This window comes from Pseudomonas sp. NMI542_15 (assembly GCF_021283425.1).
GTDB lineage: Bacteria > Pseudomonadota > Gammaproteobacteria > Pseudomonadales > Pseudomonadaceae > Aquipseudomonas > Aquipseudomonas fortuita.
In genome coordinates this window covers 480,943-501,363 of sequence record NZ_JAJSRO010000001.1, presented here as the reverse complement: position 1 = coordinate 501,363, position 20,421 = coordinate 480,943, and the positions used below count along the sequence as shown (strand labels likewise).

Annotated in this window: 18 protein-coding genes; 12 read left to right on the top strand and 6 right to left on the bottom strand. The window is 55.8% G+C overall.

What is annotated here, in order from left to right; all coding sequences use genetic code 11:
• Window positions 1-165: 165 nt before the first annotated feature.
• The gene (locus LU684_RS02250) at window positions 166-1,161 is read right to left on the bottom strand and encodes a DNA-binding protein (protein WP_181097990.1); all 996 of its coding nucleotides are present in this window, start codon (window positions 1,159-1,161) and stop codon (window positions 166-168) included.
• 179 nt (window positions 1,162-1,340) lie between these two features.
• On the opposite strand from LU684_RS02250, the gene LU684_RS02245 reads away from it, so the two are divergent.
• Window positions 1,341-2,288, top strand: coding sequence for a site-specific integrase (locus LU684_RS02245; protein ID WP_181097989.1), 948 nt, complete (start codon window positions 1,341-1,343; stop codon window positions 2,286-2,288).
• Here the strand turns inward: LU684_RS02245 and LU684_RS02240 are convergent.
• Window positions 2,285-2,512 carry a hypothetical protein gene (locus LU684_RS02240; protein WP_181097988.1) on the bottom strand — a complete coding sequence of 76 codons (228 nt, stop codon included), beginning with the start codon at window positions 2,510-2,512 and terminating at the stop codon, window positions 2,285-2,287. The two genes, LU684_RS02245 and LU684_RS02240, sit on opposite strands and share 4 nt — an antisense overlap.
• A gap of 248 nt (window positions 2,513-2,760) precedes the next feature.
• Here LU684_RS02240 and LU684_RS02235 point away from each other — a divergent pair, with 248 nt between their 5' ends.
• Window positions 2,761-3,177: a helix-turn-helix domain-containing protein gene (locus tag LU684_RS02235; RefSeq protein WP_232894067.1), complete on the top strand. Its 417-nt coding sequence runs from the start codon at window positions 2,761-2,763 to the stop codon at window positions 3,175-3,177.
• 61 nt (window positions 3,178-3,238) lie between these two features.
• Here LU684_RS02235 and LU684_RS02230 read toward each other — a convergent pair whose 3' ends face one another.
• Complete coding sequence (locus tag LU684_RS02230) at window positions 3,239-5,815, bottom strand: AAA family ATPase (protein WP_181097986.1); 2,577 nt, start codon at window positions 5,813-5,815, stop codon at window positions 3,239-3,241.
• Between the two features lie 292 nt (window positions 5,816-6,107).
• A complete protein-coding gene (locus LU684_RS02225; RefSeq protein WP_182365664.1) occupies window positions 6,108-6,908 on the bottom strand; it encodes a GntR family transcriptional regulator in 801 nt (266 codons plus the stop codon).
• Between the two features lie 512 nt (window positions 6,909-7,420).
• Between LU684_RS02225 and LU684_RS02220 the strand changes: the two genes are divergently transcribed.
• The 6 genes from LU684_RS02220 to LU684_RS02195 all read left to right on the top strand — a co-directional run bounded on the left by LU684_RS02220 (window position 7,421) and on the right by LU684_RS02195 (window position 14,051).
• A complete protein-coding gene (locus tag LU684_RS02220; RefSeq protein WP_181097984.1) occupies window positions 7,421-8,182 on the top strand; it encodes an SDR family NAD(P)-dependent oxidoreductase in 762 nt (253 codons plus the stop codon).
• Window positions 8,183-8,201: 19 nt separating this feature from the next.
• Window positions 8,202-8,870 (top strand): L-fuculose-phosphate aldolase, encoded by a 669-nt coding sequence (locus LU684_RS02215; protein WP_181097983.1) that lies wholly within the window; start codon window positions 8,202-8,204, stop codon window positions 8,868-8,870.
• Entirely contained in the window at window positions 8,863-9,828 is a 966-nt protein-coding gene (locus tag LU684_RS02210) for a carbohydrate kinase family protein (RefSeq protein ID WP_181126925.1), read from the top strand. The genes LU684_RS02215 and LU684_RS02210 overlap by 8 nt, the downstream gene beginning before the upstream one ends.
• Window positions 9,829-9,920: 92 nt before the next feature.
• Window positions 9,921-11,192, top strand: a complete 1,272-nt coding sequence (locus tag LU684_RS02205; RefSeq protein ID WP_181097981.1) for an MFS transporter — start codon at window positions 9,921-9,923, stop codon at window positions 11,190-11,192.
• Between the two features lie 80 nt (window positions 11,193-11,272).
• A complete protein-coding gene (locus tag LU684_RS02200) occupies window positions 11,273-12,766 on the top strand; it encodes an aldehyde dehydrogenase (protein WP_181097980.1) in 1,494 nt (497 codons plus the stop codon).
• A gap of 97 nt (window positions 12,767-12,863) precedes the next feature.
• Entirely contained in the window at window positions 12,864-14,051 is a 1,188-nt protein-coding gene (locus tag LU684_RS02195; protein WP_232106900.1) for a M20 aminoacylase family protein, read from the top strand.
• A 116-nt stretch (window positions 14,052-14,167) separates the two neighbouring features.
• Here LU684_RS02195 and LU684_RS02190 read toward each other — a convergent pair whose 3' ends face one another.
• Window positions 14,168-15,664, bottom strand: coding sequence for an aspartate/glutamate racemase family protein (locus LU684_RS02190; RefSeq protein ID WP_232866483.1), 1,497 nt, complete (start codon window positions 15,662-15,664; stop codon window positions 14,168-14,170).
• A gap of 10 nt (window positions 15,665-15,674) precedes the next feature.
• Window positions 15,675-16,973 (bottom strand): dicarboxylate/amino acid:cation symporter, encoded by a 1,299-nt coding sequence (locus tag LU684_RS02185; RefSeq protein WP_181097978.1) that lies wholly within the window; start codon window positions 16,971-16,973, stop codon window positions 15,675-15,677.
• 200 nt (window positions 16,974-17,173) lie between these two features.
• Between LU684_RS02185 and LU684_RS02180 the strand changes: the two genes are divergently transcribed.
• The 4 genes from LU684_RS02180 (at window position 17,174) to LU684_RS02165 (ending at window position 20,412) form a co-directional block, all read left to right on the top strand.
• On the top strand, window positions 17,174-18,091 hold the full coding sequence (locus LU684_RS02180; protein WP_181097977.1) for a LysR substrate-binding domain-containing protein: 918 nt from the start codon (window positions 17,174-17,176) through the stop codon (window positions 18,089-18,091).
• Window positions 18,092-18,518: 427 nt separating this feature from the next.
• Window positions 18,519-19,586, top strand: coding sequence for an LLM class flavin-dependent oxidoreductase (locus LU684_RS02175; protein WP_130211538.1), 1,068 nt, complete (start codon window positions 18,519-18,521; stop codon window positions 19,584-19,586).
• Window positions 19,583-20,113, top strand: a complete 531-nt coding sequence (locus tag LU684_RS02170; protein WP_181097976.1) for a flavin reductase family protein — start codon at window positions 19,583-19,585, stop codon at window positions 20,111-20,113. The genes LU684_RS02175 and LU684_RS02170 overlap by 4 nt, the downstream gene beginning before the upstream one ends.
• Window positions 20,110-20,412 (top strand): EthD family reductase, encoded by a 303-nt coding sequence (locus LU684_RS02165; protein ID WP_130211536.1) that lies wholly within the window; start codon window positions 20,110-20,112, stop codon window positions 20,410-20,412. Before LU684_RS02170 ends, LU684_RS02165 begins: the two co-directional genes overlap by 4 nt.
• Window positions 20,413-20,421: the final 9 nt, after the last annotated feature.

Here is a 20,421-nt window from a genome sequence, read left to right as displayed (position 1 = left end):
CGCACGCAGCAGTCGCCCTTCGAGCAGTCAGTGACCTGACAATATCGGCTTGTAAACGTATTTTTTCACTTGTAAACCTCGGTGGTTAACAAGTGAAAAATTAGGTTTACAGGCCTTCTGCGATGCCTGTTTGGCCGATTTGGCGCGGAGCAAGTCCTTCGTTTTTCACCCTTGCTTATCGCCGTCATCAGGTTCAGTGCCTTGAACAACCGTCAGAGCTTTCCTGGCGTCTGTCAGTTGCTGGCTGAGCTCAGCCGAAGTCGCTCTGAGCTGTGCGACTTCGGCGCTCGCAATCTCTGTCGCATTCCTGGCGATCACCAACTGCTCCTGGAGCATATCTTTCGCTCCCTCTGCCCGCGCTGCAGCCATGTTTGCCAAGCCCAGATCCCCTTCCAAGCGCTTCAGTGTGTCCTGGTTCTGATGCGCGAGCTTGCTCTGCTGGCGCGCTTCACCCAGCAGGCGTTCGTTGTCACGGTTTAGTCTGGTCAGTTCGTCCTGTCGCACCATGAGGGTCTGCTGAAGCTGCAACAGTTCATGCTGCAGTTGCTGGAGCTGAGTCTCGTGGCGATGCTGGTCTTGCTCACGTTGCTCCTTGATCGCGTTGCGGTAGTGCTCCAAAGCATCACGAGCATGAGCGTGCTTTTCTTCCAGGGAGCGAACCTGCTCGTCTTTCTCCTGTACCCGCAATTCAAGATCAGTGCAGCTTTGGCTGATGCGCGCGTTCCGGGTGAGTTCTGATTGCAGTGACGATTGCGTGGTGCTCAGTTCCTCAGCCTGGCTCGCCAACGCGATGTCTCGGCTCGCCACCTCTCGCTGAGCCTGCTTCAGCTCTTCCTCAAGCCCCTCGATCTGCCTGTACAGCGCCGCCTGGCTCTGTTCGTGCGAACTGCGCTCCTGCGCCAGGGCAGCATTCCCCTCCTCCAATAACCGCTTCAATAGCTGATCTACGATCCCAATGAGCTCATCACTCAAGCGGTTCGGGTCAGATTGAGGGCGGGTATCGGTAGCCTCCAGCTCTTGGAGATACCGGGAAATCGTTGTTTTAGAGCCGGTATTACCCAGCTCAACACGCACAGCATCGATGCTCGGATTAACGCCACGGGCGAGCAGCGCCGCACGCGCTTTCTGTACCAATGCCTTGTTGATGCCGCCGCGCGCCATGGTCTCTCCTACGATTTCGTACTGGGTTACATGTCATGTATCTACGTGACATCTTACTCAATTTACATCTTGAAAAATGTAGGATTTACAAGAATAAATAATAGGGGATTATTTGTTCTTATAGCCCGGAATCGGCGAGAATCGTCTCCAGACCCGGTACAAATGGCAGGAAATGGCAGATGGACAAGGCGCAGCGATACCTGACGGCAGGCAAGCGCGAAAACACGCGCAAAAGCTATCGGGCTGCGATTGAGCACTTTGAAGTGGCATGGGGAGGATTCCTGCCTGCTACAGCTGAGGGAATCGTTCGCTATCTCGCGGAATATGCGGAATCGCTGGCGCTGAGCACGCTGCGTCAGCGCCTGGCAGCGCTTGCCCAATGGCATGTCACCCAGGGCTTCCCCGATCCAACCAAGGCCCCCCAGGTACGGCAGATGCTCAAGGGCATCCGCGTCGTGCACCCGGCCAAACAGAAGCAGGCTGCGCCGCTTCAGTTGCGTCACCTTGAGAAGGCCGTCTATTGGCTGAATAGCAAAGCAGGAGAAGCGATCGAGTCGGGAGACTATCGGGCGCTGATGAGGTACCGCCGCGATGCCGCCCTACTACTCATCGGTTTTTGGCGTGGCTTTCGGAGTGATGAACTGGCCCGTCTTCAGATCGAGGATACCCAGGCCGAGGCCGGCATTGGCATCACTTTTTACCTCCCCTACACCAAAGCGGATCGCGCCCATCAAGGCACGACGTTCCACACCCCTGCCCTTAAAAAGCTTTGTCCGGTTGATGCATACATCAATTGGATCACGGTGGCCGGCATTTCCAAGGGCCCGATCTTTCGTAAGCTTGATCGATGGGGGAACCTGTCAGAAAAAGGGCTCAAGTCGAGCAGCCTGATTCCGCTGCTCAGGCGCATCCTGGAAGAAGCCGACATACCTGCGCAGGCATACAGCAGCCACTCGATGCGCCGTGGCTTTGCAACCTGGGCATCGGCAAATGGCTGGGACATTAAAGGCCTTATGAGCTATGTCGGCTGGAAGGATATGAAATCTGCGCTGAGGTACGTCGACGCGAGCAGCTCCTTTGGCGGCCTGGCCGCTTACAACGCAGGAGAGATCGATCATGATCGCTAAGCGAGAGGCTGGAGCTTCATTTTGCTGATTTCTGCCTCTGCCGCCCTCAACTCAGACGTAACACCTGACCACATCAGCACCAGGGTCGATATTTTTTCGCGACTCGCCTGCAGCTCATCCCCCAGCTCCGCGAGCTCGGACTCAAGCAGGTCACAACGCTGCTCAAGCAGCTCCTCACGAGTGAAAAAAGGTTCGAGCAGATCGTCATCACTTGGTTTGCGCATGCGCCATAGGCCTTCATCGTGACAAGAGTACAAATGTTCTCCGCGAAGGATAAATTCGAATACTGTATATTTCAACAGTGCTACGCTAGCCACTGGTCGAGGTCGACGCATGTGGCCCCGCATCGGTACGGATCCGCTCCCGGGCGCACCAGTGGCAATCAATCTCCGTTAAGGGGTGGGGCGTCATCTCGGCGAGGAAGAAGGTGAAAAATCATGTGCAATGATCGTTTGGATGCGAGGAAAATCCCATGCCCCTGAAATCGCCATTTGCCACCGTACTGCGGGCATTACGCAGCAAGCGAAACATCACGCAACGTGGATTCGCCGACACGACGAGCAGGACATACCTGTCAAAGCTAGAAAGCGGTAAGTCCAGTATCACCTTGGACAAGTTGGAGCAATTGAGCGACAGACTTGAGCTCTCGCCTTTGGCTCTGCTTACCCTCACAGTGAGCGAAGACACTGGCGTACCGACAACCACGCTGATATCAAAGCTGAGCGATGAAATCCGCGCACTGACGAGTGATGGTGGATTGCCAGAGCTCAGTGCATTGAGCCCTCCTCCAGAATCCATAGGTCATACAGTCGTCGCGCGCCGGAGGCCTGGACGGCCTGGCCATCCTGTGAACGCGATTGGATCAGGGCAGGCTGAGCTGCCCTTCTAAGAATATTGCAGGCTATGGGAAAGGAGCGCCTAAAACCTAAGGCGCCCCATGGGGGGTATTGTTATGCCGCAGCGTCGCGCCGCTTGCTTAACTGTTCCCGCCAGACGCTTAACGCTTCGAGATCAACCCTCAGCTCAGCCTCCTCAGGAATGAACATCGGGATTTCAGTCGACTGGCTGTGCTCATAACAACTGTACTTCGTCATCAACTCATCGATCAGCCTGCAGTCCTCCAGCTGGATACCCTGGATAGCTCGGAGTCGGCCATCGGTCTGGATTCCCCGCCGGTGCCTGAGCACGACCTTGTTGAGCAAGTCTTCCTCAACCGATCGCTCAACGAGTTTACGAAACTCGCTGCAAATTCCCTGCGCCAAGGCCCGGTACGCGTCGGCGCCACCGACATCACCGGCCTTTCTTGCTTCCGTAAGCCGGGTCAGCAAGATGTTGTTCGCCTTCTTGGTCGACGCATTCCATACATCCTGGTCAGACGGGTGGCCGGCAACTCCGCCGTAAGATTCGATTCGCATAGCGCGGTAATGCTTGGACTTCCAGTCATCGCTGACCTTGCGAGCCAGGTCTTCCAAGATCCCGTACAACGACAGTCGGTGCGTGAGGACTATGACCTGTCTTGTTTGCGCCAGCGCCACCAGACGACAAGCGACAGCCCATTCGAACTCGTGATCAAGAGAAGAAATAGGATCGTCAAAAACAAAGGGAGCTGCCCCTGGCTTCTCGCACACGTCCGCCAAAAACGCCGCGAGTGAGATAATGCGGCGCTCTCCCTCGCTCAATACTCCCTGAGGCTGGGTGCGCGCGTCTTGAGCACCTTTGAGTCGAACCTGGTGCAACACCACACCATTTCGCGCTCTGGTTTTGATTAACTCGACCTGGATACGGTGTGCACCAAGCGCACGCAGCTCCTGATTGAAGCGCCCGACATACGCTTCAGTCACTACCGCCTGGGTCACCTCAGCTGCCTTGGTGGAAATCGCCCGCGAGCTGGTGAGTGCCTTCCAAGCATCATAGGCCTTCGATTTTTTCAGCCGGTCGACCTCTGCACGCACAGCAACTGCCTGCTCGGTAATCCACTTGCGCGCCTCCAGACCCAGTTTTTCCTTACTCGCCTGTGCCCTATCGAACTGCACAGCATCCGCTTCGTACTGAGCAGCCTCGTCGTCAAGGCGCCCTGCGTAATCCGTAAGCGACGCGATTGTTTCGGCCTGAGGGGCAACTGGTTGTGCTGGATGCACAGCTTCATGGGCATGCAGTGCGGCCCGGGCTTGTGATGCTGTTAGCCAAAACGCCTTGAGGTACTCAGACCACTCCTTAGAGCCCAGTCCAGCTGCTTCGCATTGAGTGGTGATCTCTTGCTCTGTCGGAATCTTCGACAGCTGCTCTAAGGCCTTGTCGTACAGCGATTCTGCGTTTTTGGCATCTGTTTCCAGCTTGCCCTGGACGAAGGCCTCAAACTCTTGAAGTCGATGCTGTGCCTGCTCATCCAGCGTTTGATGACATAAAGGACAGCGCGCCTGGTCATGGGTGACCGGAAACTGATCGTGCGGATACGGCGAGGCTGAGAACGCGCGTGCAGCCTCCCACATGGCCTTCCACGTAGGTAACCCCACACCTTCGAGCTCTGCTGTCTTGATCTTGGCCCCTTCGAGTGCGGTCTGCCGTTTTTCTTGGGCTGATTGCCTGAGCCCCCTGATCGCATTAAGGCTTTGGTCAGAATAGGCTTCGGCGCCACCACTCAGCGCGCTGATAACTTTCTGCAATTCCGCCTTGGTGCGTCGCCGCTGAACAGCCAAAGCACCTGGATCTTCTGCCTTCAAGCGCTCAATCAAGGCAGTAAGCTGGCTCTCCTCTTCTGGCTTCCAGGTCAATGCCTCATTCAACACGGTTGGCGTCACTGCCCCCAAGCTCTCGTAAAAACGCTTACCTGGCGTGCCGTCATAAATGGCAGGCATCTGGGGCAAGGTTGTAACCAGCTTGGATTGCTCGGCTGCTAGGGCATCCCTCACCTGCTCTACGACGACGGCGAGCTTTTCGAACAAGCCGACGATAGACGGGATGTAGGTGGCAGCGCTTTCAGCTGTCAGGTAGTGGCTCGCCTCGTCGCTGTCGAAAATGTCGATATTGCGCAGCGCTTCGATTAGGGGCTGGCCAACGTGCCATTCGTGCGCGCTTTGTTGGCCGTTCAGCTCAGAGGTGACCTGGCACCTACTCGCTGGAGGGGCCGCTTTAAAGACATTGGCTTTGAGCTCAGCAGCTCTGGGTTTTCCTGAAAGCTTTTTCAGGATGCGGGTGTAGCTGGATTTGCCTGATCCGTTGTGCCCATAGATAACAGAGAGGTTGTGCGAGCCGAACTCCAGAGGCCTGCGAGGCTCCAGGTTCTCGATGCCTGCAACCTCGCCAATCTGGATGAGCCTCAGCTCATCCTGGACGGTATGGCGGTGACTTAACTCGGCAAACGTGCGATGTGATGACGGCTTACTACCGGCTGGTGTTTTGATCAGCGCGGTGAGATCCGCGACATCGAGTGCATCAATTTCGCCCTTCTTCAGCAGCCGGTCTGCTGCCTCCTGAAGCCAGTCATTTTGCTTAAGAAGCCATGAACGGATATCCACCTGCGCCTGCATCTAGCCCACTCCTGGACGTTGGTCGTGGCAAAAAGCTAGCAGAGGGTCATACGCCTTGCCAGGCAGTTACTACGAAGGGCGCAGGCTGCAAACGTAACAAAAAATTTGCGTCGACGGGGCGATGCGCAAGAACAAGGGGGAGGGAAAAAAACACCTAAAGCACGGTGGATATGATCAATTCCTTATCGGAAGGATATCTGAGACGCCGTTGCAGTCCATTGAAGGTGGCAGCAGCGGCAACGCCTCTGAACAAATGCAACTAGCCCGTGTCTGCTTAACCTAAGTATCCGCTCTATCCCGCTGTCACTCGCAGCCGGCTCTTAGTCGTTGAATAGACGGTGTTGTAGTACTCAATGGGTAGCCCGTCCTTAGTCCGGCCTATCGACTCAATGCCTATCAAAGGCTGGCCTGTGGTTATTCCCAAAAGCTCAGCCTCCTCCCTGGTTGGCATGACTGCTTCAAACCACCGCTCAGAGTCGGTGACGGTCAAACTGAAGCGTTCCTGCATAATGCCATAGACGGACACACTGTCCTTTATCCATGCCTCTATGCCAGGCACTCTATGACCTGCCAGGCGCAGAGTTGAGACGGCTGTTGCTACACCATCTACGTAGTAGATTCGCCTTACACGTAACACGTCGGCTGGAGGTGGTAGCTGAAGCTTTTTCACCTCATCTTCCGTGGGGTTAGCTCGCTCTACCAGGAGAACTTTTGTGGTAACGCTATAGCCTTTAGCGATTTCGCCAAAAAGTCCTTTGTTGTGGGAAACGTAGTCCACTTCCTGCCGTTTTTGAGAAACAAAAATCCCTTGCCTAGGCACTTTGCTTATCAAGCCTTGTGTGACCAAGGCATCTAACGCCATTCGAATGATTGGGCGAGATACTCCCAATAAATCACACAAGGTGTTCTCGGATGGCAGTCGAGCGTTCGCCTGCACTGATACGTCCATTATCACGCCAAGCAGGCGCTCTTTAATCTGAACCCAAAGCGGCAATGAACTGGTTCTGTCTACTGGAGACGCCTGCTCCAGCAGAGCGTGAATAGCTCCAGCGTCCTTGTCTTGTTCCGATGCTCTCATATCAATCACTTCCACCCGAGAACCGCAGCGTATATTTCAAAAAATCGATTTTGTCCAGCAGAAATCGGCCTAGGCCCTTCCGATAGCCGCCTAGCACAATTTTTTTTCAAAAACGCTTTCCAACGGCAAAAATCCTGGTTATAACCAGAGCGTGTCTGGTCATAACCAGAGCCCAAAGGCACCGGTGACACGGTGCTCGTAGCCCCATCCGCTGGGGCTTGTCCAGGAGAACACCGATGCGAAAGTACAGGCTCTCACTGCTCGACCACGCTTCAGCCCAGCTCTCAAACCCTGGAGCCCTCGTAGCCTGGCTTGACCATCGTTTCGTTTTTCACCGCTCCTCGTATGCACTGCCGCGCGACCAGCAACCCAGGCTCAGCCTAAACCGTTTTGTCAGCAAAGCTCTCCTTGAGCAGCGGAGGAGCTGTATCACGCTGCCTTGAGTTCAGCAGAGGTGCATCGCCATGATGCGCCCTGCCCTTGCTCGCCAAAATCAACAGACAATCAAAAAAATAAAGGTGGATTAGATGTACAAATCTAAGTTTGATTTTACCGGGAAAGTAGCTGTTATCACTGGTGGGGCCCGAGGCATCGGGTTCGCAGTCGCGGAAGCGCTGACCGAATTCGGTGCCACAGTTTGGCTACTGGATCTTGACCCGCAGGTTGGCGATGCTGCGGCGTCCCAGCTGGGCAGCAAGGCTCATTTTTACCGCCTGGACATCACGGACTCAGCCGCCGTGAAAACCTGCGCTGAAGACATCGCTGCCCGCTCAGGGCGCGTGGATGTGCTGGTGAACTGCGCCGGCATCTCGAAGATCACTCCACCATTCGAGGTCAGCGATGACGATTGGCGACGGATGATGGAGGTCAACGTCAACGGCAATTTCTGGTGCTGCCGGGAATTTGCCCGAATCATGGCCAAGCAAAAATCCGGAAGTATCGTCAACCTCGGCTCCATGTCCGGTGAGATCGTCAATCGCCCGCAATCCGGTACCGCCTACATCGCCAGCAAGGCTGCGGTGCACATGATGACCAAGTCACTGGCCTGTGAGTGGGTAAACGATGGCATTCGGGTCAATGCGCTAGCGCCAGGCTACATCGCCACCGATATGACCCTCCAGGCACGCAGCAATCCTGAGCTTTTTGAAAAGTGGCTGGACTGCACCCCGATGAACCGCTGTGGCGATCCAGCTGAAGTGGCGAGCGCTGCGCTGTTCTTGGCATCGGATGCTGCCAGCTACATCACTGGGGCAATCCTCTCGGTCGACGGTGGCTACACCGCCTGGTAACAGCTTCCTGGAGCAAGATATGGAATTTGAAAATATCTGGCAGGCCCGAGAGGCAGTCGTGGAAGCGTGCCGAGAGATGACGGCCCTGGGCATCAATCAGGGCACTTCAGGCAATGTCAGCGTCCGCTACGGCGACGTAATGCTGATCTCTCCTTCCGGCATTCCCTACGATGTGATGCAGCCAGGTGACATCGTTGAAATGAAAATGAACGGCGAATGGACTGCCAGTCGTGGCATGGAACCCTCCAGCGAGTGGCGGTTCCACCTGGACATTCTTCGGGAGCTGAAGGACGTGAACGCAGTGGTGCACGCGCACCCCATCTACTGCACGACGCTGGCGATTCTGAACAAGCCCATCCCACCCGTTCATTACATGATCGCTGCTGCCGGGGGCGATTCCATTCCCTGTGTCCCCTACGCAACCTACGGGACGGAAGAGCTTTCGCACTACACCTTGGCGGCCTTGCAAGACCGCAAGGCGTGCCTGATGGCCAATCACGGCATGATTGCCACTGGCAGCACCCTGAAGAAAGCATTGTGGCTTGCGCTCGAAGTGGAGGTGCTGGCTCGTCAGTACCACGCGTGCCTCCAAGTCGGAGAGCCAGTTTTGCTCACCAAAGATCAGATCGATGCGGTGCTCAAGAAATGGGGCACCTATGGTCTTAAAGAGAAGAAGCACCATGGATAATCAAACCCCTGCGTACTACGACGCTAGCTTCACTGGTTTCTACGCCCTCGACATTCTTGGGGTTCCGATTGAATCCATCCCACCAGGTGGCGGTTGCTGCTTCATTGACGAGATTCGCCTTACCGTGGCGGGTACCGCAGGTGGCAGCGTGGTGGATGCAGCCAAGCTGGGGCTCGATTGCATTGCTGTGGGGGCTGTGGGTGATGATGAGAAAGCCGACTTCATCATGGATACCTTGGCCAAGTACCACATCGATACCTCGGGGATGACTCGATTCAAGGGTATTTCTACCTCATCGACCATCTTGACCATCCGACCTGATGGGTCACGGCCAGTGTTCCATGTGCGTGGCGTTTCAACAGAGTTCGAGCTCACGCCTGAAGTACAAGCCAAGGCATTGGATGCCAGAATCGTCCACTTTGGTGGCACCGGTCTCCTGCCCAAGGTGGATGGCGCGCCAACAGTTGAGTTCATGAAAGCGGCGAAGAAGCTGGGTCGGATCACTACCTACGATCTGATTTCGGCTGGTGCTGAAACCCTCCAGTTCGTAACGCCCGTGCTCCCTTGGGTGGACTACTTCATGCCCAGCATCGACGAGGCCGCCGTCTTGTGCGGTAACAGCGATGTGAACTACTGCGCCGACTACTTCCTGGATAAGGGGGCCAAAGTCGTAGCCATTTCCCTCGGAGCGGACGGGTCTTTGGTTGCCACTCAAGATGGCATTCGATTCCATGTTCCTGCTCACGTAATTCAGGTTCGTGATACGACCGGGTGCGGGGACGCTTACAGCGCAGGCTTCATCACCGGCCTGACGAAAGGGATGGATCTTGAAGGATGTGCCAGGTTCGCGACAACGTGCGGCGCCCTGGTTGCGACGGGACTCGGCTCGGATGCCGGCATACGATCCTACGAGGACACACTTCTAGCGATGGATACCTTGCCGCTACGAAAATCGTAATCGTAGATCGAACCGCGACAGAATTATAAATATTTCAGAAGCGCCTCAATCTATCTTCGATTGAGGTGCCTGACGCCGGTAGGAGATCCATCGTGGAATACGTGAAAACTAATACAAACACGTCACTCAGCAAGATAGTCTATCGCATAGGAATTCCGGCTCCCCTACTCATGGGTTTTATCGGATTCACTTTCTTCATGGTTGGCGATGGCATTGAGCTTGGATTCTTAGCTTCATTTTTGAAAGAAAACGGTTTCACTCCGAATCAGGTTGCTCTTCTCTTCACCGTGTACGGAGTAAGCGCTTCCATCTCCGCGTGGCTTTCTGGCGCCCTTTCAGACAGCTATGGGCCAGCCAAGGTAATGTGGGCAGGCCTCATCATCTGGATCATATTCGAGATAGCATTCATCGCTTTGGGCCTGGCAACGCTAAATTACCATGCGATGATGATCCTGTACGGCATACGGGGCTTTGGTTACCCGCTGTTTGCTTACGGTTTTCTCTGCTGGATCGCCGCCGCCGCTCCTACCAAAATGTTGGGCTCTTCCATGGGCTGGTTTTGGTTCTTCAATACGCTTGGACTGATGACCATCGCACCTCTGGTGGCGAGCTTCAGCATTCCGCGCATCGGTGAGATCAATACCTTTTGGCTTTCCCTCATCCTTGTCACTGCCGGCGGACTCCTGGCGCTGTTGGGCATGTCTGAGCCTACCGGCCGAAGCCCGCTGAAGCCTGGTAACGAGAGCAAAATCAAAATTTTGATAGGCAGCTTGACCATCCTCTGGCGCCAACCTAAGGCGGCGGCTGGCTCACTCACTCGGATGATCAACACTGCGTCGCTATACGGGTTCATGCCCGTGATGCCGTTTTTCTACACGGCCCAGGGCGGTTTCGTCCTTTCAGAATGGCTGTACCTGCTCAGCATCATCTTCATGAGCAACATTATCGCCAACCTCGTGGCCGGCTTCTTCGGGGACATCTTCGGCCACCGTAGAACCATCATGTACATGGGTGGGCTGGTGTGTGCGATAACCACCCCTCTTTTCTATTACCTACCTCTCTGGTTCCCGGGCAACCTCTGGCCTGTCGCCATCAACGGCATATTCTGGGGTATCGGGCTATCCGGTTTCGTTCCACTCTCCGCCTTGATGCCCCTGATCTCCCCCCAAAACAAGGGCGCGATGCTCGCGAGCCTAAGCCTCGGTGCAGGGGTCAGCATGTGGTTTGGCCCGCTCATGTTCACCCTCTTCCAAGATTCTCTGGGGCTCAGCGGAGTTTGCTGGATACTGTCTGCTTTCTATCTGGGCAGCATGTGGCTTGCATCGCTTTTGAAAGTTGAAAAACCAGGCGAGCGATGCACGTAAGCACCGAAAGCCCTCAATAATAAATAAGAAGTATTTTTTACTTTTCACAAAGCTGCCTAAAAAATTCAAGAGGATGGCACATGACTGTACCTGAACGGTTTACCCACGCCCAATGGTTGGAACTTAGCAAAAACTTGAAAATTCAGAATCGAGCCTTCCTGAATGGAAAGTTCGTTCAATCACTCTCTGGCTATACGTTCGAGTGCATAAACCCATCGACAGGTTTGAAGATTACCGATATCGCATCGTGCAATACCGAGGATGTTGATGCGGCTGTCATTTACGCTCGTGAGGCCTACGAGCGTGGTAGCTGGTCAGAATGCCCACCCTCCGAGCGAAAGCGTGTCCTGCTCAAACTGTCTCAGCTCATCATGGAGCACCGTGCAGAACTCGCTGTGCTGGAATCGATGGACATGGGCAAGCTGGTAACTGATGCCTACGATCTGGATGTCCCTTCCTCTGCCGAGGTTTTCCAGTGGTACGCGGAAGCGATCGACAAGGTTTACGACGAAGTCGCATCAATCGGTAAGGACGTAGTGGCCACGGTGACACGCGAGCCGCTCGGCGTCATCGGCGCAGTGGTGCCGTGGAACTTCCCGTTGAAAATGACCGCCTGGAAATGTGCACCTGCCCTGGCAGCGGGCAACAGCGTCATCCTGAAGCCCGCTGAGCAATCGCCTTTGACCGCGCTGAAACTGGCAGAGCTGGCCCAGCGTGCGGGCATCCCTGACGGTGTGTTCCAAGTGTTACCAGGGCTTGGAGAGACCGCAGGTCAGGCCATAGGCCGGCATCCTGACATCGACTGCGTGGCCTTCACTGGCTCAACCGAAGTCGGAAAGTTCTTCCAGCGTTATGCGTCCGAATCCAACATGAAACCTGTGTGGCTTGAGTGCGGCGGTAAGAGCGCGAACATCGTCTTTGAGGATTGCGGGGATCTGGAGAAAGCCGCGAAGCTCGCAGCCCAAGGCGTTTTGTTCAACCAGGGTGAAGTGTGCTCTGCCACGTCGCGACTGCTTGTACACCGCAGCATCAAAGATGCCTTCATTCAGAAATTGTTGGTTGCAGCGCAAGCCTATGTCCCGGGTGACCCGCTTGACCCTGCTTCGACCATGGGCTGCCTGGTTGAACCGAAACACGCCGATCGGGTTCGGGACTACATAGCCATCGGGAAATCAGAAGCGCGGCTCCTGACTTCGGATTCTGATCGTGGCCTCGGCACCACCTACATCGCTCCCGCGATCTTCGACCAAGTCCAACCGGACAGCACACTTGCCCAGGAAGAGGTCTTTGGGCCGGTACTGGCTGTGATCGAGTTCGACGACGAGGACGAGGCGATCCAGATCGCCAACAACTCCGTGTATGGCCTTGGAGCCGCCGTTTTCACCGAAAACCTCAGCCGCGCCCATCGTGTCGCACGTCAGCTGAGAGTGGGCTCCGTATCGGTCAACACCGTAGATGCCGTCAGCATTCAAACTCCGTTTGGCGGCGTGAAGCAAACGGGTAATGGCAGGGATCTCTCGCTTCATGCCCTGGATAAGTACACCTCACTCAAAACGACCTGGATCGCTCTGTAACCAACACACTCTGGCCATCAACTTCAACAGGTAACGCTAAGGCCGTGGCTGGCTAGAAGGCTGCGCCTCTGACAACCAGTGACACCGCCGGATGAACATGAGTCAAAAGGATCGAAATATGCCCATGCCAGATAATTTCAATTTCAGCGACATCGTGGATCAGGCGCGAGCTTGGCGGCACGATTTCCATGCGCATCCGGAGCTTGGTTACCAGGAACATCGAACCAGCACGGTAGTCGCTGAGCTGTTGGAGAGCTTCGGGTTGGCGGTTGTCACTGGCTTAGGTGGGACAGGTGTAGTTGCTACCCTGGCGCGCGGTAGCGGCCCGTTCATTGGGCTACGAGCTGATATGGATGCGTTGCCCCTACAGGAGCTAGGTAGCCCTGACTACAAATCAAAGAATGTTGGTTGTATGCATGCGTGCGGTCACGACGGTCATACTGCGATCCTGCTCGCCACTGCGAAATACCTCTGCAGTGACTCGAGCTTCAAAGGCAATGTCCACTTCATTTTCCAGCCGGCGGAAGAAACGGGCGCCGGAGCGAGAAAAATGATCGAGGATGGTCTTTTCGAGAAATTCCCGATGGTTGCCGTCTACGGCCTCCATAACTGGCCCAGCCTGAAGGAAGGGCTAATCGCGGTAAATCCCGGCGCGATGATGGCTTCCCAAGACACGTTTGAAATTTGCATTAGCGGATCTGGAGCTCATGCCGCCATGCCGGAAAAAGGCATCGATCCGGTCATGATTGCGGCACAGCTTATCTCTGCTCTGCAGACCATAACCTCCCGGCGCATCTCACCGCTGGACTCAGTGGTGTTGAGTGTCACGATGGTTGAGGCTGGGAGTGCTTACAACGTCATCCCTCAGACCGCTACGATAAAAGGTACCGTACGCTGCCTCGATCAGTCGGTTCGTGAGCAAGTGGAAAACATGATCCGCTCCATGGCCACGTCCTTTCCTGTGTCCTTTGGGGGCACCGGCAGCGTGATCTACCGCGAAGGCTACCCTGTGACGAAGAACGATCCTGACTGCGCCGCACGAGTACGGGACATCGGTATCGCGCTGAATGGCGCTGAGCGTGTCGAATGGAATGGGCCTGCCTCTATGGCCTCAGAGGATTTTGCCTTCATGTTGCAGGCGTGCCCAGGCGCCTATTTTTGGCTTGGGGCAAATCGTGACGGTAATGCCATGCCGTTGCACCACCCGCATTACGACTTCAACGATCAGGTGATTGCTTCGGGCATTCAGGTGTTTGAACGCCTCGCAAAGAGCTACCAATCCTAAGCGCTGAACCCATTTGTGAAGCCAGAGAGCGACAACCTGAGCATCCGTTTGAATCAATGCCGTCGACTGTGCCGGTACCAACAGCACAGTCGACGTAAAACGCTCCCTTCCCAGCGCTACAGCTCCGACTCGACCAGGTCTGCTGGTCGCTCCGATGAGAGTGCTACACAGCGCTGAGCCAGGATGGTGGTGGGGTCTATCAATGCGACAGTTCTTCCACCCACCTCGAACGCTTCGTTATGAGCCTCAATCAGCGGCAATTCAGTACACCCGAGGATCAAGACTTCTGCACCCAGCTCTACCAGATGTTCTGCCGCCACCAGCAACTGCGTCCTGCAAATCCCTTGGGTGTGTCCCGCCTTGACCCCTCGCTCACCATAAATCGACTCCATGACCATGCTCTGGTACTCCACTCCAGGAGTAATGATCGTTAGCCCTGCCTGATGCGCCGCATCGTGGTACACACGGCTTTGTACGGTGCCGGAGGTTGCCAGCAAACCGACCACCTTATTCCTACCGTAGCGCTGAGAAATCCATCTGGCGGTCTCCATCAGCATGTTCACGATCGGGATCCTCAGGTGCGGCTGGATGCGATCAACGAAAGCATGCGCGGTGTTGCAGGGTATGGCGATCGCATGGGCACCTGCACTCTCAAGACGCTTGCAGGTGGAATACATGGCCATCGTCGGATCCGTTTCCTCTCGCAGAAGATTGGCCGTGCGGTCTGGGATTTGCGGATTCTGTTCGACCACCATCTTGATGTGATCCTGATCGCGGCCAGCGGGCGTTGCTGCCACAACCTTCCCCATGAAATCCACCGTGGCCGCTGGGCCCACGCCGCCAACTATTCCTAACTTGAACGCCGGCGTAGGCGATGAACCTGGTTCTGCGGTAGCGAAGCTCGCGTAGATCTCGTTGATATCCAGTACCGGCAGGCCACGACGCTGCAGATCCTGGGCGACCAGTGACAGCTCCGTCATGCCCGGAGCAATCAGGCTCACCCCCTGCTCTTGAAGTGACAAACATGCCCGGTAGACACCCTCCAGAGCTACCCCGTCCAGGTGTCCATCCTTGATGCCGGCAGTTCCATACATGGACGTCATCAGCTCCACCTGGGCTTCATCGGAGGGGTAAACGACCTCGTACTGCCCGCCAAGGCGTGACTCAAACAGGCCGGAATTGCGAACGAAGTCTGAAGCAATCACCCCTACTTTGCCGCCAGGCTTGAGTACGTGCTCGATGGATTGCACCAATGCGTCCATCATGTCGATGATCGGCAAGCTCAGTTCTTCCTGTACCTCTGCCAGGAAGGTATGGCTCGCGAAACATGGCAGCACGATCGCATCCACCCTACTCTCTTCAAATGATTTGCACACCTGAAACACGTAGAACTTCCGGGACGTCATGCTGGCCTTCGCATCGAGCGGCAACAGCACATCCTTGAAGGGCTGTTGTTCGAACAGGAAGTGGAAGCGTGCCTGGTTCTCCATGACAGCTCGGGACTTAACCAGTTTGTAGAAAAGGTCGCCACCCGCGAGCGAACCAAGCCCTCCAACGATACCGAGCTTACGCGGTGAAGCTGGTGTAGGGGCTGACTTATTCAGACTCGTCACTTCTTGATCCTCAGGCGATGGAAGCCGGTTGGCCAGCGGGAAGCGGTTGATCGCTGCGCGCAACAGTTGCGTCGTCTTCCTCATCCTCAACAGGCTCGGATTTCGCCACCACTGCAGTCGCGATGCTGTTCCCGATTACGTTCGTACCGGTGCGAGCCATGTCCAGGAACTGGTCAATACCGATGATGAGCAGCAGGCCGGCTTCGGGTAGGTTGAACATGGGGAGTGTGGCGGCCACGACGACGATAGACGCACGCGCAACGCCCGCCATGCCTTTGCTGGTGACCATCAGCGTGAGCAGGATCAACAGCTGTTGGGTGAAGCTCAGGTCAATGTTGTAGGCCTGGGCAATGAACATGATGGCGAACGCCTGATACATCATCGAGCCATCAAGGTTGAACGAGTAGCCCAGCGGCAGGACGAAGCTAGAGACCCGCTTGGGTGCACCAAATTTCTCCAGCGCCTCCATGGTTTTAGGGTAGGCCGACTCGCTGCTTGCAGTGGAAAAGGCAAGCAGCACTGGCTCGCGGATCAATTTCCCAAGCGTAAAGACCGAGCGGCCGAGGAACACGAAACCCGCTGCAAACAGAACCACCCACAGCACAGCAATCCCGATATAGAACTCAGCGATGAGACGGCCGTAGTCCCAGAGCAAACCCAGACCCTGGGTAGTAATGGCAGAAGCGATGGCTGCAAACACGCCGATCGGTGCAAAAGCCATTACGTAGTCGGTGATCTTGAACATCACCTTAGCCAGCTCGTCGATGCTGTCGACGATGTTGGTGTGCCCCGCCCGCTTCACTGCAGCCAGGCCAAAGCCAAAGAAGAGCGAGAACACCACAATCTGGAGAATCTCGTTGTTGGTCATTGCTTCAGCAATACTTCTTGGGAAGACATGGCCGATGAAGGCCTTCAGGCTGAAGTCACCCGTGCCTACCGCAGTTACCGCAGCCGGGTGGGAAGCATCGAGGTTCAGCCCTACGCCCGGCTCAAAGATATTGACGAGTGCCATCCCGATGAACAGAGAAACCACCGAAGCAGTGACAAACCACGCCATTGCGCGCAGACCGATCCTGCCAATCGACCGGGAGCTACCCATGCTGGCGATGCCGCCAACCAATGTGGCGAAAACTAGGGGCGCGATGATCATCTTGATCATGCGAAGGAAGATATCGGTCACCAGGGAGAAGTAACCTGCCAGCTGCTTGGCATGCTCTGCATCAGCAGACAGGTCATGACAGGCCCAACCGACCAGAACGCCTAAAATAATGCCGGCCGCGATACGGCGCGGAAGCTTGTTGTTCTTCACGGAAGTAATCCTCAAGCAATGTTGTTGGTGTTGTGACTTGGCAGAAACGCGGCAGCAAATGGCTGCAGCCAGGATTCGATCTTATGGCAGCACCGGGTGTGAGTTGATGAGGATTCAGGATCAAACTATGCGCTTTCGGAATACATCGGAGTGGTCTGCTCAGCTAGAGTAAGGAGACGTTCTCCCAGCAGAAACTCACCATGCAAATCAAATGGTTATATGACCTATTGGCGTTAGACGAATGGAAAAATTTCTCCAGGGCTGCTGAGGTTCGCAGCGTGACTCAGTCCGCGCTGTCACGCCGGATAAGGTCACTGGAGGACTGGGTGGGGGTCGAGTTGGTTGACCGAAGCACGTATCCAGTTCAACTAACCACAGCCGGGGTTGCCTTCTGCAAGGAAGGTCGAGAAGCGATGGCGGGATTGATGAAACTGAGGTCTGCTCTGAGGGACGCAGAACGGATGCCAGGGAGATCGATTCAGATCACCGCTGGCCACAGCCTCTCAATGACGTTCCTTCCAAAATGGCTCTCCAAATTCCAAGCTCACAGTGATCAGTTCAACGCGCGCGTCGTTGCGGCCAACATCCATGATGCGGTGGTCGCCCTCGAAGAAGGCAGTTGTGACCTGATGATCACCTATCACCATCCACAAGCCCCCATCCTCCTGGATCCTGCGCACTTCAGAAGCCTAACCCTGGGTCACGAATCCTTCATGCCGGTGTCAGCGCCAGCGGCGGACGGCAGACCCAAATACCAGCTTCCAGGCCGCAGTTCAGCACCGGTGCCCTACCTCGCCTACACCGCTTCGACCTTTCTTGGGAAGGTCGTAGACACCCTGATAGCGGGTACAGGTGTGCCTGTCGCATTAGAGCGCTGCTACGAAGCGGATATGGCCATGTTGCTTATGCGCATGGCTGTCGAGGGCTATGGCATCGCCTGGCTACCGCAAAGCGCCGTACAGGAAGAGCTTTCGCGAGGGCGTTTGATTCAAGTCGGTGGCAGCACTTGGAGCACGGAGCTGGAGATCCGCTCCTACTCAGCTGTGCAGAATGACAATCCAACCATGCGCGGACTGTGGGAGGCTCTGGAAAGCTTCCAGAACGCAGTTCACAAGTGACCTGTTGATCTGCTGAGCTCATCAAGTTGGCCTAGGTGCAAAGACACTTCTTCGCGGGTGAGACTTGCCTGGGCAGCTTATGCCCTCTCCTTCCCCCTGTTTTCTCTCTCGTTCGCCCGGACGACCTGCCTGCCCTACATGTCCTGCCCCTGAGGGTGCTGGCGACTCTCAGTGGTAACTGGATCACCTGAGGCAACCGGATCCAACACTTCGGCTAACGGCCCCCTCTATCACTCGAATTCGCGCCTCATCGATTGCCGCCTGGGCAAACCGGAAACGCAGAGCCTTTCGGACGCTTTTTCCGGTAATCGCAAGCCGTAAAAATAACGGAAGACGGCAATAAAGTGAAAAATAATGCTTGAATACGCCTCTCGTCTGGGTATAGCCTGCTGAAACCGGAAAACAAAAGCCCAATGGGAGACGAAAAATGAAGATCAGCCTGTTGCAAGAAGGCGAAACCATGCAAGGCGTGAGCGTTGCTCAGCGTTATCAGGAAATGATCGCTGAGGCATGCCTGGCCGATAAGCTTGGTTTCTATGCCTGGGGCACCTCAGAGCAGCACTTCAACCCACCAAAATTCACGGTGTCGGCGCCTGAAGTGCTGTACGCCGCCATTGCAGCCCAGACCAAAGACATCAAGCTGCGCACCATGTGCGCAGTAATGCTCCAGTGGAACCATCCAATTCTGGTGGCTGAGCGCACTTCTACGCTGGATATTGTCTCGAACGGCAGGGCCGAGATCGCCACCGCGCGTTCCAACAACCTGGTCACGCTGGAAGCTTTCGGCGTTGATCCGAGCACCACGCGTGCGCAGTGGGAAGACGGTATGGAAGTCCTCATCAAGGCCTTTGCTGATGAGACGCTCCAGCACAATGGGCCGATCTGGAACATTCCGCCGCGCACCGTTGTTCCTCGCCCACTGCAGACCCCGCACCCTCCGATTTACGTTTCGGCATCGAGCGTCCAGACGCACAGCAACGCAGGTGAGCGTGGCATTGGCGTGTTGAGCTTCGAAAACTACTTCGGGTTCGATTACCTGCAAGAGTGCATCGACGCCTACCGTTCCGGCCTTGCGACTCACAAGAGCAGCGTCCCGCGCCGAACCGAGCAAGCCGGCCTGTACGTAGCAACGGCGTTCTGTGATACCACTCGCGCGCGTGCCGTGGATATCGCTCGTGACGTAACGACGAGCTACTTCAAATTCATCATCGACCTGTACGCCCCTCTCGGTAAGAAGGGCTCTTACGAGTACCTGGACGGACGCATGCTGCGCTTGCTGGAGCATGAAGGCGACATGGACTTCCTGATCTCCGAGACCCCATCGGTAATGGTTGGTGATCCGGATGACTTCATCAAACGCATCCGTCAGCTTCAGCAGATGGGGATCGACGAAATACTGTTGCGCATCGATGGCATCCCCCACGAGGACATCATGCGCTCGATCGAACTGATCGGTCGCGAGGTGATGCCAGCCATCAATGGAGGTGCGAAATGAGCCAGGCTCAGTTGCAGCAGCCCCTTGAGATGCCAGATATCGACCTGCAGGTTTTCAAGGAGGCGATGGCAGATTTTCCAGCAGCAGTCACAGTTATCACGACCTGGGATGACGAAGGCCATCCCGTGGGTGCCACCCTCTCTGCTGTCTCCTCGCTCTCGGCGACTCCACCCATGATGTTGGCGTGCTTTGACCGCAAATCGAAGACACTGGAATGCCTCACCCGGGGTAAGCCGTTTTTGATCCATGTGCTGGGTGCAGGACAAGAGCACCTGGCGATGCTGTTCGCCGGCAAGAGCACCGACAAGTTTGATGGCATCGCGTGGAAGTCGGGCGAACTGGGTCTGCCAACACTCCCGGGCGCGGCGTGCACACTGGCGTGTGAAGTCGCCGATGTTCTCCCCGGTGGGGATCACCTCATCGTTACCGGCTGCATCCGGCACATTTCGCATAACACGCAGCAGATGCCGCTTCTGTATCACCGCCGCAAGATGTTCGCCGTTCCACAAGCGGCCGCACAGCCATGAAGCGGGTCGTCGTGGTCTACGAATTGCCGTCAAACCCAGCTGAGTTTGAGCGCCACTACCGAGACGTTCACATTCCACTCGTGAAGAAAATGCCAAACCTCGTCGCCCTCGAAGCCAGTATCAGTGGCTCGACCAGCGCGCCACAGGAGTGGCACACCGTCGCGATTATGACCTTCCGCAACCAGGCTGAACTCGATGAGTCCTTGGCATCTCCTGAGGGAATTGCGGCGGTTGAGGATGTCTCTCGCTTCGCCACGGGCGGCTGCAGGATCTTCACCTGCGAATTCGAAAGCTTCTAACAATTAGAG